Origin of the sequence: Candidatus Frankia alpina, from assembly GCF_902806485.1 — a bacterium.
Lineage (GTDB): Bacteria > Actinomycetota > Actinomycetes > Frankiales > Frankiaceae > Frankia > Frankia alpina.
In genome coordinates, this window is the sequence record NZ_CADCWT010000106.1 from 1 (window position 1) to 15,427 (window position 15,427).

Annotated in this window: 16 protein-coding genes and 2 pseudogenes; 11 read left to right on the forward strand and 7 right to left on the reverse strand. The window is 72.4% G+C overall.

The window, feature by feature from the left end:
- Positions 1-45: 45 nt before the first annotated feature.
- On the forward strand, positions 46-246 hold the full coding sequence (locus tag G6R25_RS27010) for a hypothetical protein (protein WP_473246896.1): 201 nt from the start codon (positions 46-48) through the stop codon (positions 244-246).
- A 42-nt stretch (positions 247-288) separates the two neighbouring features.
- On the opposite strand, the gene G6R25_RS13020 is transcribed toward G6R25_RS27010, so the two are convergent.
- Positions 289-939 (reverse strand): MBL fold metallo-hydrolase, encoded by a 651-nt coding sequence (locus G6R25_RS13020; protein ID WP_163553182.1) that lies wholly within the window; start codon positions 937-939, stop codon positions 289-291.
- 215 nt (positions 940-1,154) lie between these two features.
- Positions 1,155-2,213: an S-(hydroxymethyl)mycothiol dehydrogenase gene (locus G6R25_RS13025; protein ID WP_235948263.1), complete on the reverse strand. Its 1,059-nt coding sequence runs from the start codon at positions 2,211-2,213 to the stop codon at positions 1,155-1,157.
- Between the two features lie 275 nt (positions 2,214-2,488).
- Here G6R25_RS13025 and G6R25_RS13030 point away from each other — a divergent pair, with 275 nt between their 5' ends.
- From G6R25_RS13030 to der, 9 genes are all read left to right on the forward strand, one after another.
- The gene (locus G6R25_RS13030) at positions 2,489-3,478 is read left to right on the forward strand and encodes an AAA family ATPase (protein WP_163553183.1); all 990 of its coding nucleotides are present in this window, start codon (positions 2,489-2,491) and stop codon (positions 3,476-3,478) included.
- A 39-nt stretch (positions 3,479-3,517) separates the two neighbouring features.
- A complete protein-coding gene (locus tag G6R25_RS13035) occupies positions 3,518-4,207 on the forward strand; it encodes a zinc metalloprotease (RefSeq protein WP_163553184.1) in 690 nt (229 codons plus the stop codon).
- Between the two features lie 41 nt (positions 4,208-4,248).
- On the forward strand, positions 4,249-5,187 hold the full coding sequence (locus G6R25_RS13040) for a segregation and condensation protein A (protein WP_163553185.1): 939 nt from the start codon (positions 4,249-4,251) through the stop codon (positions 5,185-5,187).
- Entirely contained in the window at positions 5,184-5,852 is a 669-nt protein-coding gene (scpB, locus tag G6R25_RS13045; protein ID WP_419469355.1) for an SMC-Scp complex subunit ScpB, read from the forward strand. The genes G6R25_RS13040 and scpB overlap by 4 nt, the downstream gene beginning before the upstream one ends.
- A gap of 428 nt (positions 5,853-6,280) precedes the next feature.
- The gene (locus G6R25_RS13050; protein WP_163553193.1) at positions 6,281-7,003 is read left to right on the forward strand and encodes a pseudouridine synthase; all 723 of its coding nucleotides are present in this window, start codon (positions 6,281-6,283) and stop codon (positions 7,001-7,003) included.
- A gap of 124 nt (positions 7,004-7,127) precedes the next feature.
- Entirely contained in the window at positions 7,128-8,237 is a 1,110-nt protein-coding gene (locus tag G6R25_RS13055; RefSeq protein WP_163553186.1) for a prephenate dehydrogenase, read from the forward strand.
- Positions 8,238-8,491: 254 nt separating this feature from the next.
- The gene (gene cmk, locus G6R25_RS13060) at positions 8,492-9,304 is read left to right on the forward strand and encodes a (d)CMP kinase (RefSeq protein ID WP_163553187.1); all 813 of its coding nucleotides are present in this window, start codon (positions 8,492-8,494) and stop codon (positions 9,302-9,304) included.
- A complete protein-coding gene (locus G6R25_RS13065) occupies positions 9,301-10,056 on the forward strand; it encodes a lysophospholipid acyltransferase family protein (protein ID WP_235826122.1) in 756 nt (251 codons plus the stop codon). The genes cmk and G6R25_RS13065 overlap by 4 nt, the downstream gene beginning before the upstream one ends.
- A 40-nt stretch (positions 10,057-10,096) precedes the next feature.
- Entirely contained in the window at positions 10,097-11,560 is a 1,464-nt protein-coding gene (der, locus tag G6R25_RS13070) for a ribosome biogenesis GTPase Der (RefSeq protein WP_163553188.1), read from the forward strand.
- Between the two features lie 125 nt (positions 11,561-11,685).
- Here the strand turns inward: der and G6R25_RS30470 are convergent.
- The 5 genes and pseudogenes from G6R25_RS30470 to G6R25_RS13090 form a co-directional block, all read right to left on the reverse strand.
- Positions 11,686-12,223, reverse strand: a pseudogene (locus G6R25_RS30470) (alpha/beta hydrolase fold domain-containing protein); the annotation flags it as partial.
- Positions 12,111-12,395, reverse strand: a pseudogene (locus tag G6R25_RS30475) (alpha/beta hydrolase fold domain-containing protein); the annotation flags it as partial. The pseudogenes G6R25_RS30475 and G6R25_RS30470, both read right to left, overlap by 113 nt.
- Positions 12,396-12,553: 158 nt before the next feature.
- Positions 12,554-13,270: a hypothetical protein gene (locus G6R25_RS13085; protein ID WP_235948266.1), complete on the reverse strand. Its 717-nt coding sequence runs from the start codon at positions 13,268-13,270 to the stop codon at positions 12,554-12,556.
- Positions 13,267-13,509: a hypothetical protein gene (locus G6R25_RS27015; protein WP_235948268.1), complete on the reverse strand. Its 243-nt coding sequence runs from the start codon at positions 13,507-13,509 to the stop codon at positions 13,267-13,269. Before G6R25_RS27015 ends, G6R25_RS13085 begins: the two co-directional genes overlap by 4 nt.
- Positions 13,510-13,610: 101 nt before the next feature.
- Positions 13,611-13,955: a PadR family transcriptional regulator gene (locus tag G6R25_RS13090; protein WP_136449126.1), complete on the reverse strand. Its 345-nt coding sequence runs from the start codon at positions 13,953-13,955 to the stop codon at positions 13,611-13,613.
- Positions 13,956-14,172: 217 nt separating this feature from the next.
- Between G6R25_RS13090 and G6R25_RS13095 the strand changes: the two genes are divergently transcribed.
- Complete coding sequence (locus G6R25_RS13095) at positions 14,173-14,382, forward strand: hypothetical protein (protein WP_163553190.1); 210 nt, start codon at positions 14,173-14,175, stop codon at positions 14,380-14,382.
- Positions 14,383-15,427 lie beyond the last annotated feature (1,045 nt).

Genomic DNA, 15,427 nt, shown 5'->3' on the forward strand with positions numbered 1-15,427 from the left:
AGAGTAACCAGTCAGCACGGAAAGTGACCTTCGCGCGGCCCTGGGGTGCGCCACACCGGCGGCGTCGACTGGATCCGGCACGTTCTGCAGGTCGGTGTCGCGCTCGCCCTGGTCGCCGCCGCCGCACCGATGTGGGCGACGAGGCACACTCGCGGCGACTACCACAACTACCACAACTACCACAACTACCACGACTACCGCAACCGCCACAACCGCCACAACCGGCACACGGCTGGGCGGCTGTGACCGCTCTATGGCGTTGCGGCCGGCCCGGCCCTGCGGCGCCCGTCAGCGGCCCCGCTGGACCCAGTCGTCGTAGTCGACGCTTTCCTCGCCGATGGTCGTGTCGTCGCCGTGCCCGGTGTGCACGACGGTGTTCGCCGGCAGGGTGAGCAGCTTCGCGCGGATCGAGGCGAGGATCGTCGGGAAGTCCGAGTAGGACCGCCCGGTGGCCCCCGGTCCGCCGCGAAACAGGGTGTCGCCGCTGAACAGCACGGGTTCGGCGTTCACCTCGCCGAACAGGCAGATCCCGCCGGGGGAGTGCCCCGGGGTGTGCAGCACCCGCAGCGACTCGCCGACGGGCAGCCCGACGAGCTGCCCGTCGGCGAGGGATCGATCGGGTGCGCGGTGGGGGTAGATCGTCCGCCACAGCATCACGTCGGCCGGGTGCAGCGCGATCGGTGCCCGTACCAGGTCGGCGAGTTCCGTCGCCGCGTTGATGTGGTCGTTGTGTCCGTGGGTGGCGATGATCGAGGTCACGACGCGGGCGCCGACCGCCGCCGCGATCACCGACGGGTCGTGCGCGGCATCGATGATCAGGACTTCCTGGTCGTTACCGACCAGCCAGACGTTGTTGTCGACGGTGAACGTCTGGCCGTCCAGAGTGAAGTCACCGCGGGTGATCACGCGGTCCACTCGAAGCCCCGCATTGCCGGTCATCGCGCCCGCTCCTCTGGTTCCGGAACTCCCGATCGGGTCGGAAACCCGGATGGTCCGCCCGCTGTGCGGCGGGGTGCCGCCGGCCCGGCGGCGGTCCCCGACGCGTCGACCGTATCGGGCGCTTCCGGGACTCGGGTCACCCCGCGGTCACCGCGACGCCGTCAGGTGACGCGCGGCGGTCGGGTGACGCGGGGCCCTCAGGGGACGCGGGGCGGTCAGAGGACGACGACGCTGCGCAGCACGTCGCCGCGGCGCATCCGCGCGAACGCCTCCTCGACGTCGCCGATCCCGACGGTCTCGGTGACGGAGGCGTCGAGGTCGAGGCGGCCGCGGCGGTACAGGTCGATGAGGATCGGGAAGTCACGGCTCGGCAGGCAGTCGCCGTACCAGGACGACGACAGGTGGCCGCCGCGGCCGAAGACCTCCGCGAGCGGTAGCTCCACGGTCATCGTCGGGTCCGGCACCCCCACCAGGACCAGCCGCCCGGCCAGGTCGCGGGCATCGAACGCCTGCCGGTAGGTCTCGGGGCGGCCCACCGCCTCGATGACGACGTCGGCGCCGAAGCCGTCGGTGAGGTCGCGGACCGCCTGCACGGGGTCGGCCGAGCGGGCGTCCACGGTGTCGGTGGCTCCAAAGTGGCGGGCCCAGGTCAGCTTGCGCTCGTCGACGTCCACCGCGATGATCTTGCGGGCGCCGGCGATCGCCGCGTTGCCGACGCCCCCGCAGCCGATGACCGCCACCGTCTCCCCGCGGGTGACCCGCCCGGTGTTCACCGCCGCGCCGAAGCCGGCCATCACCCCGCAGCCGATCAGGCCGGCCGCCTCCGGCCGCGCCGCCGGGTCCACGGGCACGCACTGGCCCGCGACGACCAGGGTGAGCGGCGTGAACGCCCCGATGCCCAGCGCCGGTGCGAGCGGCGTGCCGTCCTCCAACGTCATCGGCTGGGCGGCGTTGCGGGAGTCGAAGCAGTACCAGGCCATCCCGCGCCGGCAGGCCCGACAGGTGCCGCACGGCGCCCGCCAGGCCAGCACCACGTAGTCCCCGGGGGCCAGGCCCGTCATGCCCTCGCCGACCGACTCGACCGTGCCGGCGGCCTCGTGGCCCAGCAGGAACGGGTAGTCGTCGTTGATCGCGCCCTCGCGGTAATGCAGATCGGTGTGACAGACGCCGCAGGCGCGCACCCGCACGCGGGCCTCGCCCGGCCCCGGGTCGGGGACGATGATCCGCTCCAGGCTGACCGGCGCGCCCTTGTGCCGGGCCACCACCGCTTCCACCAGGAGGGCTCCCTTCGCTTGGAAAAACGCCTCATCGCCGTCGACCCGCCGAGCACGCTCACGGCCGCATCCGTCGCGATGCAAGCCTGACCGAACCGCATCGGTGCCCCCTGGCGCATGATTTCGTACCCCTGTGGGCGTGACCCGTCCAACGCGCACCGCTCCCGATGGCGCGACACGCTGCTTTACGGCCACCCAGCGCCGCCGAGAACGGGTGAGTGTCGGTACGCTCCTACCGGTCCGTTTCTGCTCTTTGTAGAAGGAGCAACCCCTCCGTGGTCCGATTTGCCGATGCTCCCTCCGTCGATTCTCCGACCCGCCGCGCCTACGGCGAGGTGACGGTCGGTGAACCCAAGTTGTCAGAAGACGGGCGGCTCGAAGCCGGCGGCGGGAGCGTCGACGAGGGGGTGGGCCAGCCCGGCCCCACCGGCCGGCCGCTGCCGTCGTTCCCCGTCCCCGTCTCGCTGACCGCCCACGGCCCCGCCTGGATCGTGGCCATGTGCAACCAGAAGGGCGGCGTCGGCAAGACCACCAGCACGATCAACCTCGGCGCCGCCCTCGCCGAATACGGCCGCCGCGTCCTGCTGGTCGACTTCGATCCGCAGGGTGCGCTGTCGGTCGGCCTCGGCATCAACCCGATGCAGTTCGACCTGACCGTGCATGACCTACTGCTTGGCGGGGACGCCGACGTCCGCGACGTCATCGTCGAGACCCAGGTCGACAGTCTGGACCTGCTGCCGAGCAACATCGACCTGTCCGCCGCCGAGGTGCTGCTGGTCACCGAGGTCGGCCGCGAACACAGCCTCGCCCGCGCGCTCGCCCCCATCCTCGACGACTACGACGTCATCCTCGTCGACTGCCAGCCCTCGCTCGGCCTGCTGACCGTGAACGCGCTGACCGCGGCGGACGCCGTCATCGTCCCGCTGGAATGCGAATACTTCGCGTTGCGCGGCGTCGCGCTGCTGCTGCAGACCATCGACAAGGTGCGCGAGCGGCTCAACTCGCGCCTCGAGCTCGCCGGCATCCTGGCCACCATGTACGACGCCCGCACGCTGCACGCCCGCGAGGTGCTGGCCCGCGTCGTCGAGCGGTTCCCCGCCGAGGTGTTCCACACGGTGATCAACCGCACGGTCCGCTTCCCGGAGACGACCGTGGCCGGCGAGCCGATCACGACGTACGCGCCGACCTCGGTCGGTGCCGCCGGCTACCGGCGGCTGGCCCGCGAGGTGATGGTTCGGCACAACACGCCCCCGCTCGTCGGCTGAATCCTGGTTTTTTCGTGATCGGGGCGAAAAGGTAGCGACGTGCTTTTCCATCTCGCCGAGCCGGCTGCGCTGCTCGGGATCGTCGTCGCGTTCCTGATCGGGGTGTTCGCGCACGACGCCGCCCAGGTCCTCACCGCGCGTGTGGTCCGTGACCCCACCCCGCTGCGCAGCGGCCGGCTGACCACCGGGGTCAAGGACAGGCTCAGCCCCTTCAGCGGGCTCGCCGTGTTCATCGTCGGCCACGGCTGGGCCGAGTCGGTGCCGATGAACGACGTGTGGCGGCGGCGGCGCTTCCATGTCGCGGTCGCGGTGCTCGCGGGTCCGCTGGCCTACCTGCTGCTCGCCCTCGGTTCGCTCGCGCTGTTCCAGGTGGTCGGCGACCCGGCGCGGGTCTTCCTCGGCGACCGGGTGACCGAGGTGACCGTGCCGGACAGTTTCGCCGCCGAGCTCACCCTGTGGCTGGCGATCACCTTCGGCTCGATGTTCATCGTCAGCCTCATCCCGGTCCCGCCGACGGACGCCGGGCGGCTGGTGTTCCTGCTCGGCGGGACCTCCCAGGGCTGGCGCAACGTCCACCACCGGCTCACCGACGGCAACATCGGCCTCGTCATCCTGCTGGCACTGCTGCTGCTGCCGGTGCTGTTCGTCGGGTTCCCGTCGGTCGTCGGCCAGCTCATCGGCCCGCTGCTGCGCGGGCTCGCCGCCCTGATCGGCCTCAACCTGGCCTGACGGCGAGATCATGACCGACGACCTGGGCGTAACGTGACGTCATGAACGGGTCCCGCGCCGATGCCGATGGCGGTGTCGATGCCGGTGTCGATGGCGCTGCCGGTGCGGCTGGTGCCGAGCCGCCGGTGACGCCGACCGCCCGCGGCGGGCGGCCCGAGCCCTTCGTCGTCGAGCTCGCCAACTTCACCGGCCCGTTCGACCTGCTGCTCTCGCTCATCGCCAAGCACCGCCTCGACGTGACCGAGGTCGCGCTGTCCCAGGTCACCGACGAGTTCGTCGCCCACCTCCGCCGGCTGGGAGACCGGTTCGACCTCGGCCAGGCCACCGAGTTCCTGGTGATCGCGGCGACCCTGCTCGACCTCAAGGCCGCCCGGCTCCTGCCCGGCGCGCTGTCCGAGGACGAAGCCGAGGACCTCGCCCTGCTCGAGGCCCGCGACCTGCTTTTCGCCCGGTTGCTGCAGTACAAGGCGTACAAGGAGGCGTCGGCGCTGTTCGCCGGGCTGATGGCGCTGGAGGCCCGGCACGTGCCCCGGGCCGTGCCACTGGAGCCCCGCTACGCCGCCGCCCTGCCCGAGGTGCAGATCGGCATCGGCCCCACGGAGCTCGCGGCGCTGGCCGCGCGGCTGCGTGAGCCGCCGCTGCCGCCGCTGGTCGCCACCGACCATGTGCATCTGCCTCGGATCAGCGTCCGGGAGCACATGCTCGCCATCATCATGATGCTGCGGGAGCTCGGCGCCGCGGACTTCCGCACGCTGTGCGCGGGCTGCCAGCAGACCATCGAGGTCGTTGCCAGGTTCCTGGCCCTGCTGGAGCTGTTCCGCGAAGGCCGGATCTCCTTCGACCAGGAGATCCCGCTCGGGGAGCTGACAGTGCGCTGGATCGCCGCCGACCCCGCCGCGGACGGCGACCTGCTCGCCATCGGCCGGGGGCTGTACGAAGAGGGTCCGGCCGACGACGAACCGCAGGAGGTGGCATCGTGACCGAACCGTCGGATGCGGACACGGCCGGCCCGCCGGCGGTCGCGGCGGCTGCGGGTACGGGGGGTGGGGGTACGGCGGCTGCGGGCACGGCGAGGACGCCGCCCCGGGTCGACGCCGCGGACCGCCCACCGCTGGCGGCGCTGCTGGAGGCGGTGCTCATGGTCGCGGAGCGGCCGGTCGGCGTCGCGGAGCTCGCCACCGGGCTCGGCGCCTCGGCCCGCGAGATCGAACGGCTGCTCCCCGAGCTCGCCGAGGGATACGTCCGCGACGGCCGCGGCTTCCGGCTGCGCCACGTCGGTGCCGGCTGGCGGTTCTACACCGCCGACGAGTGTGCCCCCTGGGCGGAGGGCTTCGTGCTCGCCGGCCAGTCCGCCCGGCTGTCCCAGGCGGCGCTGGAGACCCTCGCCGTGGTCGCCTACCAGCAACCGGTCAGCCGCGGGCGGATCGCCGCGGTGCGCGGCGTCTCCGCCGACGGCGTCATCCGTACCCTCACCGCCCGCCGGCTCGTTGAGGAGATCGGGCACGATCCCGAAACCGGTGCCATCCTGTATGCAACCACCGACTACTTCCTCGAACGGATGGGCCTGCGCGGGCTCGACGAGCTCCCGCCCCTGGCCCCCCTGCTGCCTGGACTCGACGATCTGGATGACATCGTTGCCTCATGAACGCTGCTGCTGACCGCCCCCGCGCGCCGCGCGACGCCCGCGCCCGCCGGGACGGCCGTCCACCTGCGGACGGCCGCCCCACCCGGGAGGTCCGCCCCGCCCGAGGGGAAGCCCGCCCTTCCCGGGAGGCTCGGCCTGCCCGCGGGGAGGTCCGCCCGGCCCGTGGGGAGGGTCGTCCGGTGGCTCGTGGGGAGGCTCGTCCCGTTCGTGGGGAGGGCCGTCCGGTGGCCCGTGGGGAGGGCCGTCCCACCTGGGACGCTCGTCCGGCTCGTGGGGAGGGTCGTCCGGTGGCCCGTGGGGAGGCTCGGCCCAGCTGGGACGCTCGACCTGCTCGTGGTGAGGCTCGGCCGGCCCGGGAGGCGGGGCCGCCTCGGGAGGAGCGCCCCGCCCGGGCGCCGCGGGATCCGGCGTCCGCCGCGGACGAGGGCATCCGGCTGCAAAAGGTGCTCGCCTCGGCCGGCATCGGTTCCCGCCGGCGTGGTGAGGAGCTCATCGCCGAGGGCCGGGTCAGCGTGGACGGTTTCGTCGTGCGCGAGCAGGGCCGCCGCGTCAACCCGGAGACCGCGATCATCGAGGTCGACGGCGATCGGATCGTCACCCGCACCGGCCTGGTGCATCTGGCGCTGAACAAGCCGCGCGGGGTGCTGTCGGCCATGTCCGATGACCGCGGCCGGTCCACCATCGCCGACCTGCTCACCGAGTTCGGCGGCGGAGGCGGCCTGTTCCACGTCGGCCGCCTCGACGGCGACAGCGAGGGGCTGCTGCTGGTCACCAACAACGGCGAGCTCGCCCACCGGCTGACCCATCCCTCCTACGAGGTGCCCAAGTCCTACCTGGTCGAGGTCTCCGGACCGCTGCGCCGCGAGGTGCCGCGCACGCTGCGCGCCGGCGTCGAGCTCGAGGACGGGCTGGCTCGGGCGGACTCGGTGCAGATCGTCGATCAGGCGAACGGCCGGGTGATGCTGGAGATCGTCGTGCACGAGGGCCGCAAGCGCATCGTCCGCCGGATGATGGAGACCATCGGCTACCCGGTGCATCGGCTGGTCCGCACCCGGCACGGCGCGGTGTATCTCGGCACCCTGCGTTCCGGCCGGGCCCGCCACCTCACTCGCGGCGAGGTCGGCGCCCTCTACCGCAACGTCGGCCTGTAGGCGAGCGAGTCCGAATCGTTCTCGTCACGCCAGGTAGCCGTCCACCATCCTCTCGGCGCCGAGTAGCGCCACAGGCCAGAGCACGGTGAGTGGGTCGAAAGATGTCGCCATAGGCTGTCGGCTCATGGTCGGATCGGGCTGGGATGCAGCCCTGCTGCCGCGGTTGCGTCGGGTCGGTGTGGTCGGCACGGGTCTCATCGGCACCAGCATTGGGCTGGCGCTGTCCGCGCAGGGCGTGGAGGTCCTGCTCCGCGACGCCGACGAGGCCCAGGTCGCCATCGCCGCGAAGATGGGCGCGGGGCAGCCCTGGGCGGCGGGGGAGCGGGTCGAGCACGCCGTCGTCGCCACCCCGCTGGCGACGATCCCGGGCGAGGTCCGCGCGCTGGCCCGCGGTGGGCTCGCCGACACGGTCAGCGACGCCGGCAGCGTCAAGGTCCGCCCGCTGGTCGAGGGCGTCCAGCTCGGCTGCGACCTGTCGACCTGGTGCCCGGCGCATCCCATCGCCGGGCGGGAGCGCCATGGCGCGGTCTCGGCGCGCGCCGACCTGTTCGCCGAGCGGGTGTGGGCCGTCTGCCCGGTCCCGCACACCGGTGCCGCGGCCCTGCACGCCACCGTGGCGCTGGCCCTGGCCTGCGGCGCCACCCCGGTGCGGACCACGCCGCAGCGCCACGACGAGGCGATGGCGACCGTCTCGCACGTGCCCCAGCTCGTCGCGAGCGCGCTCGCCGGGGTGCTGGTGGGGCTGTCGCCCCGGGAGGTTCCGCTCGCCGGTCAGGGGTTCCGCGACACCACCCGGCTCGCCGACAGCGACGCCGAGCTGTGGGCGGGGATCGTCGAGGGCAACCGCGGGCCGATCGCGGCGCGGATGCGCGCACTCGGCTCCCGGCTCACCGTCCTGGCCGACGTCCTCGACGACGCCGACGATGTCACCGCGGCGGTCATCCGGCTCATGCGGGACGGGCATGCGGGCCGTGCGCTGCTGCCGCGGAAGGCCGGCGCCACGGCGCGGTCCTGGGGCTGGGTCGGTGTCGTGCTCGATGACCGGCCGGGGCAGCTCGCCGCGATCGTCGGCCTCATCAGCACCTGGGACATCAACATCGAGGACGTCGGCCCGTTCGAGCACAGCCTGGACGCACCGGCCGGCATCGTCGAACTCGCCGTCGATCCGGCGGTCGCGGACAGTCTCGTCGACCGGCTCACAAGCACCGGATGGACGGCATACCGACGATCGTGATGCGGTACCGAGTAGCCTGATCCGGGTTGCCCGCGACGGTTCCCGCCGCGGCGCGACCCGACGGGTTGACGCCACCGGCCCGCCCTTCGGCCCGGTCCGCGTGCCGGGAGTCGTCTGACGATCATCGTCTGGTGACCGCGGCCGGCGGTCCGGCTACCGCCCCGCGGTGCCGAGGGCCGGGGCGAACGTGACGCGGCAAGGGGTCCGCGGGGCGCGACCCGACGACTCTCATGTGTCCGGGACGGAGGAATCGGGTGAAGCCCGACCACGGGTCTGCGCTGTCGGAGGGCGGGAGCACCGCCGACGGGGCGGACGGGGTGAACGGAACGTCCGCGCCGCTCGGGTCCAAGGGGGGTGCGCCCACGCTCGCCGACGGCCCGGCCGAGCCGATGATCGTGGCGGTCGACGGCCCCGGCGGATCGGGAAAGAGCACGGTGGCCCGCGAGCTCGCGCGGCGCCTCGGGCTTCGCTACCTCGACACCGGGGCGATGTACCGCGCGGTCACCCAGCTTGCGCTGGAGCGTCGCATCGACATCGAGGATCCGCAGGCGGTCGCGGAACTCGCCGAGCGGGCCGTGCTCACCATCGGCACCGACCCGGACCGGCCCTCGATCGCCGTCGACGGGGTCAGCGTGGACGCCGAGATCCGCACCAGGGCGGTCACCAACGCGGTCAGCGCCATCGCCGCGGTGCCCGCGGTCCGGGCCCTCCTCGTCGCCCAGCAGCGCCAGGTGATCGCCGCCACCCGGCCCGACGGCATCGTCGTGGAGGGCCGCGACATCGGTTCCGTCGTCGCGCCGGACGCGCAGATCAAGGTGTTCCTCACCGCGTCGACGGAGGTCCGGGCACTGCGCCGGTCGCGCCAGCTCGGGGAGAAGGGCGTCGACGACGTCGCGCGGACGCTGGCCGAGCTGGACCGGCGCGACGCGCTCGACTCGAGCCGCGCCGCCGACCCGCTGGCCATCCCCGAGGGGGCGATCGTGCTGGACTCGACGGCCCTGTCCGTCCCCGAGGTGGTCGACGAGGTCCTGCGGCGCTGCGGGCAGTCGTCGAACGTGGCGACGTGACCGCCCCCGAACCAGCCGCCGACGAGACGACCACCCGGCCAGTCCCCGAGACGGCCCGGCCGGCGTCCGGGACGGGGCTGTTGCATCGGGGCGCCGCCTCACCGGTCTACAACGACCTGCCGCACCGGGTGCTCAAGCCCGGGGTGCGGCAGATCATCAACAGGTTGATCATGCGGGTGACCCTGGAGGGACTCGAGCACGTCCCCCTGGACGAGCCGCTGATCTTCGCGGGCAACCACAGTAGCTGGCTGGACGGCCCGCTGGTGGTCATCGAGTCGCCGCGCACCGTGCGCTGCCTGGTGAAGTCGGAGATGTACATCCGGATCGTCGGCTGTCTGCTGCTGATCAGCGGGCAGATCCCGATCGACCGGGGCCGCCCCGACCGCGAGGCCCTGCACACCGCGCTCGACGAGCTGTCCCGCGGCGGCGCGATCGGGGTCTTCCCGGAGGGCACCCGGGGCAGCGGGGAGATGGCCGCGGTCCAGCACGGCATCGCCTACCTCGCCGTCCACGGCCGCTGCCGGGTGCTCCCCGTAGCCTGTATCAACACCGGCGACGCCCTGCCCAAGGGCGCGCGCTGGCCGCGCCGCTCGGTGCAGGTCAGGGTGGTCTTCGGCAAGCCGTTCGAGGTCGACGTGCCGGCCAACCCGCGCTCGCGCCGGGCGCTCGCCGCGGTCGCCGAGGACATCCGGGTGCGGCTGCTCGAGCATCTCGAGACCGCCCGCGCCTCCCCGGGCGAATCCGCCGCGTGATCATCGTAGATCACCGGTCCCGACGACAGGTGTGGCAGTGATGAGCAGACAGGACGCAGCGATGGACGGCGCCGAGGCGGCATCCGGCGGCGACTTCAGGGACGGCGACCTTCGGGACGGCGACCTCGGCGACGGGGAGCTGGGTCCGGTCACCGGCCAGCCGGTCGTGGCCGTCGTCGGCCGGCCCAACGTGGGCAAGTCGACGCTGGTCAACCGGATCCTCGGCCGCCGCGCCGCGGTCGTCGAGGACGTGCCCGGGGTGACCCGCGACCGCATCGCCTACGACGCGGTGTGGAACGGGCGCCGGTTCACCCTCGTCGACACCGGCGGGTGGGAGCCCGACGCCTCCGGGCTCGCTGCGCAGGTCTCCGAGCAGGCGGCCGCGGCGCTCGACACCGCCGACGCGGTGCTGTTCATCGTCGACGTGATGACCGGGGCCACCGACGCCGACGAGGCCGTCGCCCGGGTGCTGCACCGCAGCGGGCTGCCGGTGATCCTCGTCGCGAACAAGGTCGACGACAACCGGTTCGAGTCCGACGCCGCCGCCCTGTGGGGACTCGGGCTCGGCGAGCCCCACCCCGTCTCGGCGCTGCACGGCCGCGGCAGCGGTGACCTGCTCGACGCCGTGCTCGCCGTGCTGCCCGAGGCCCCCCGCGAGGTCTTCACCGAGACCGGCGGGCCGCGCCGGGTCGCGCTGATCGGCCGCCCCAACGTCGGCAAGTCCAGCCTGCTCAACAAGATCGCCGGCAGCCGTCGGTCGCTCGTGCACGACGTGGCCGGTACCACCCGCGACCCGGTGGACGAGCTGGTCACCGTCGGCGGCGAAGAGTGGATGTTCATCGACACCGCCGGCCTGCGCCGGCGGATCCGCGAGGCGTCCGGCGCCGAGTACTACTCGTCGCTGCGCACCGCCTCGGCGTTGGAGGCCGCGGAGGTCGCCATCGTCCTGCTCGCCGCGGACGAGCCGCTCACCGAGCAGGACCAGCGGGTCATCACCATGGTGATCGAGGCGGGCCGGGCGCTCGTGCTCGCCTTCAACAAGTGGGACCTCGTCGACGAGGACCGCCGGTACACCCTCGAGCGGGAGATCGACCGCGACCTCGGCCGGATCGCCTGGGCCCCGCGGGTGAACGTCTCGGCCCGCACCGGCCGCGCCACCGACCGGCTGGCCCCGGCGCTGCGCACGGCGCTGGAATCCTGGGGCACCCGGATCCCGACCGGCCGGCTCAACGCCTGGCTTGGCGAGGTCGTCGGCGCCACCCCGCCGCCCCCGCGTGGCGGCAAGGTGCCGAAGATCCTGTTCGCCACCCAGGCGGGCGTGCGCCCCCCGCGGTTCGTGGTGTTCACCACCGGCTTCCTGGAGCCGGCCTACCGCCGCTTCCTGGAACGCCGCCTGCGCGAGGACTTCGGCTTCGCCGGCTCACCCATCGCCATCTCCGTCCGCGTCCGCGAGCGCGGCGACCGCCGCCCCCCACCGCCGGCTGACCCGCGCCCGGCGGCGTAGGCGCGGGTGAGGTGGTCGCCGAGTCCGGTGATCGCCTCGCGGGCTGTCTCGACGGGCGGGCGGTGGGTGTAGCTGTGGTCGGCGTCGGGGAAGCAGCGGTAGGTGACGTCGGCCCCGGCGGCGCGGAGCTTCCCGGCGAAGATCCGGCCGTCGGCCTCGAGGGAGTTGAGCCCGCCGGTGGTGACCAGGGTCGGCGGGAAGCCGGCGAGGTCCGGATCGAACGCGGGGGAGGCGAGGGGCTCGGCGCGGGAGGCCGGGTCGGGGAAGTAGGCGTTCTGCACGAGCCGCAGCAGCCATGGGCGAATGATGGGGCGCTTCTTCGGCGAGGTACGGGCGTGCGGGTCGAGGCCGACGTCGATGACGCCGTACCCGACGGCCAGCGCGACCGGCAGGATCGCGGGCCTGCTGGACGACGTTGATCGCGAGCTTCGCGCCGGCGCTGTAGCCACCGACGGACAACCGCCCGCCGTCCCAGCCCTGCTTGGCTGCGTGGGCATGGGCCCAGGCTGCGACGTCGTAGGCCTGGTGCTCGGCGACGGGGTAGGCGACCTCGGGGGGCGGTGTCGTAGTCGGGGGCGAGGACCACGGCGCCGACGTCGGAGGCGAGGTAGCGGCAGACGTGGTCGTCCTGCTTGGGGCTGCGAACGATGAACGAGCCGCCATGCAGCTGCACGTGCACGGGTGGAAGCGCTCCGGTGCTCACGGGCCGGTAGAGCAGGCAGCGGACGGGGCCGTGCCGGGTGGGCACGGTGACGGTCCCGGGGTCGGCGACCGTCTGGGTGGTGAACCGCAGGGACTTCGGCGGACTGCCGACGAGGGTGAAACCCGCGCGCATGACGCGGGCGGCGAGGCGGGTCCCAGGTCCGAGGGTGGAGCCGGTGGTCAAGGTCTGTCTCCTGGCGGGTCCCGGCGTCGGGTGTGCAGGGCAGCGGCGCTCTCTGTCTCTTCTACGCCTGACCCGCGCGTCGGTGACGGTGATGCGGCAGGGTTCCCTCACTCCATCGTCGAGATGTCGCGACCATTTGCCGGCCGCTGCGATCTCCGCACAACGTGCAGCCCGGCGGCATGCGACAGGTCGAGCGCGGCGGCCAGCGCGATGACGCCGAGTACGAACATGAATCCGCCGCCCGCGTAGTTGTTCTCCCAGCCCCAGCGGTCGTAGCGGAGCGACGCGGCGATCGGCATCAACGACCACGTCATGCCGACGACGAAGATCGCGAAGGCCCAGCCGGGTCGCCGCACGCTGACCACCGTCGCGACGCCGACGCCGCCGACGACGGCGGCCGGCAGGATCATCTCGACGGTGTCGAGGAACCCGTAGGCGCCGCGATAGGCGACCAGCGGTGAGCTGTAGTACGCGTGGTAACCATCCCGATGGCAAAGCCAGCCGCTGTAGGCCGCCGCCACGGCGAGAAGCAGGCTGGGCGGCGCCGCCGCGGCGAGCAGGTCCCGGCGGCGGAACGTGACCGGCATCCCGTCCCTTGCCATCCCGTCCGCCGCGGCCAGCAGGCACAGCGCGACGAGCAGATACAGCTGCGGCCGCTCGACGTCGGTCCACCTGGCGACCAGCACGGCGGCGCACGCCGCGAGGCACGTCAGGCCCAGCAGCGCGCGGGCAGCGCGTCGCGCGCCGAGCAAGGCGGCGACGAACGCGGCCACCGGGAACGGGTAAATGGCGGCGCCCACGGTGACGAACGGGCCGAAGGTCATACCGGTGCCGGGTGTGTGTAGCCGCCGAGCTCCGGCAACGGCCCGGGCAACACCTCCGCCACGACGAACAGGCCCGACGACAGCACAGCCACGGACGCGAGCGCCAGGATCGCGACCCGGTGGCGCACCGCCGAGGGCACCAGAGCCAGCGAGGCGCCGAACCGGGCGGCGAGGCCGTGGGCGACCAGGTCCGCGACGTCACCGGGGCTCGGCCTGGCCTGTCCGTCGGCGTCGGCCACATCCAGCAGGGTGGCGACGAGCTCATCGCCGTGCTCCTGCCGCTAGCGACGTGGATAGCACGCCAGTAGCCGGCGGTAGGCGACCTCGAGTCGCGAGGCGGTCATGCCGGCGCCGTCCCCGTGCGTCGCCGCGCCAGCAGCCGGCGGTCGGCCTCGGCGGCGTTCTCCCGCAGCCGGGCTGCCTGCGCGGCGAGCACCTCGGCGCCCGCGTCGGTGAGGTCGTAGTAGCGCCGGAGGCGACCGCCGACCACCTCCTCGCCGCTCTGGCGCACCAGCCCTTCCCCGGCCAGCCGGTCGAGGGCGGCGTACAGCGTGCCCGCCCGTAGCGTCACCCGGCCAGCGGAGATGGCGCCGACCTCCCGGATCAACGCGTATCCGTGCTTGGCCCCGTCGGCGAGCGCCGCGAGGACCAAAAAGGTCGGCTCCCGCATGTCGTCGATACTCACGCCATCAACATATACCGATGATCTGAGTATTACTCGTGCTCGTGTGCTGCTGATCCCTGGACGATCCAGATCATCCGGAGCTCCTCGGCTCTGACGAGTGGCGACAACCCGTCCCGCGCCGAGACGCGGACGGATGCTGCCTGGCTGGAGCCCTCGGCGGTACCGTCGACGCGGTAGACGTACCGGATTCGGCGATCTGGTAAGTGGAGGTATGTCCATGATCGATCAAGGCGGCGCCGCTTGCCTCGAGCCCGAAGGCACACGCCTGCCCGAGATCGAGATCGTCGACGAGGACCCGCCCGCCTGGCTGGCGCAGGCCGCCGAGCGTGCGCTGGCGGACCACGAGGCCGGTCGGTACGTGGTCTGCGACCCCGAGACCTTCGACCGTCTGCTGGCCGCCGCGCCCTACCTGGCCGAAGCAGGCTGACAGTAGGTTATCCACAGGCTGCAAGGGGTGGTTGCTGGCGTGACGACTCCCGCGGCTAACGCGACGATGTGCCCACCTAACCCGTCTCACTGTCGACCGGCTCACCACCACGATCAAGATTCTGCTCAAACGCATCCAGTACCGACCCGACCTCATCGGCGGCTTCCTTGGCCAGACAGACTTGGCCCTCGACCTGGAACCCCCGTAACCAGAGCCCGACCATTCAAGATCTGTAACTGGGCGGGCTCACTGGGGCCCTGGGGAGCAGGAGCTTACTCACCCGTCTCGCCCAGCGGACTGGACGTCCACCACGCGTAGCTGAGGAATGGGCTCGGCCGGTGGCTACCCGGCCCCATGTTCGGGTGCTGTGCCTGACTGGTAACTGGACGGTGCGCGCAGCGCGGCTACTGAGAGCGTGGAGTAACGACACGATTCCCGACAGATGGTCGTGGCGTCCGACGCCTGGCACGCCTGCCCGGCAACCTGATGTGAGAGATCTACTGCATACGGTCGTATCACTCGGCTACAGCCGCAGAAGCGGAAAATTCTGCCGTTATCCATCGCATCCGCGTCCCCGCTGGGAGTACAGTGCCGTTGCCTGGACAGGTGACGACCCAAGATCACGGGAGATCTTGGTGCGTTCAGCTTCGCCTCGTCGTGTGGGTATGCCTCAAGTTTGCGCGGGCTACTGCCGTGCCCGAAATCAAATCCAGACCACTCTGGGAGGAGTGCGAGATGTTCTCAAGGGCGTAGGTTGCCCGAGGCTGACGCCTATTTCGTCGCCGGCTGGCGTGGTGGCCACGCTGTCGGCGCTCGCGCTGGTCCTGGCCTCGGTAGCGCCTGCCGTCGTGAGGCCGGGACCGCGCGGAGCTGAGAACCGCGGCCCAGATCGGCGGCCCGGTGTCCGGTAGCCGCTTCCTTGACTCCGTCCCCAAGCACCGCCGGAGCATGCACTTAAGGCTCAAGATCCAGGGCCGCGCGAAGGTCACCTTCCGTGCTGACTGGTTACTCTGGGTTGTGAGGAATGTGAGGGCCCGGTTGCGGT

What these genes read in the sequence shown, in the direction of transcription:
- G6R25_RS13020 (WP_163553182.1), bottom strand. Translation starts at nt 939, where the DNA reads ATGACCGGCAATGCGGGGCTTCGAGTGGACCGCGTGATCACCCGCGGT.
- G6R25_RS13085 (WP_235948266.1), bottom strand. Translation starts at nt 13,270, where the DNA reads ATGACCTTCGGCCCGTTCGTCACCGTGGGCGCCGCCATTTACCCGTTC.
- G6R25_RS13055 (WP_163553186.1), top strand. Translation starts at nt 7,128, where the DNA reads ATGGTCGGATCGGGCTGGGATGCAGCCCTGCTGCCGCGGTTGCGTCGG.
- G6R25_RS13040 (WP_163553185.1), top strand. Translation starts at nt 4,249, where the DNA reads ATGAACGGGTCCCGCGCCGATGCCGATGGCGGTGTCGATGCCGGTGTC.
- der (WP_163553188.1), top strand. Translation starts at nt 10,097, where the DNA reads ATGAGCAGACAGGACGCAGCGATGGACGGCGCCGAGGCGGCATCCGGC.
- G6R25_RS13095 (WP_163553190.1), top strand. Translation starts at nt 14,173, where the DNA reads ATGATCGATCAAGGCGGCGCCGCTTGCCTCGAGCCCGAAGGCACACGC.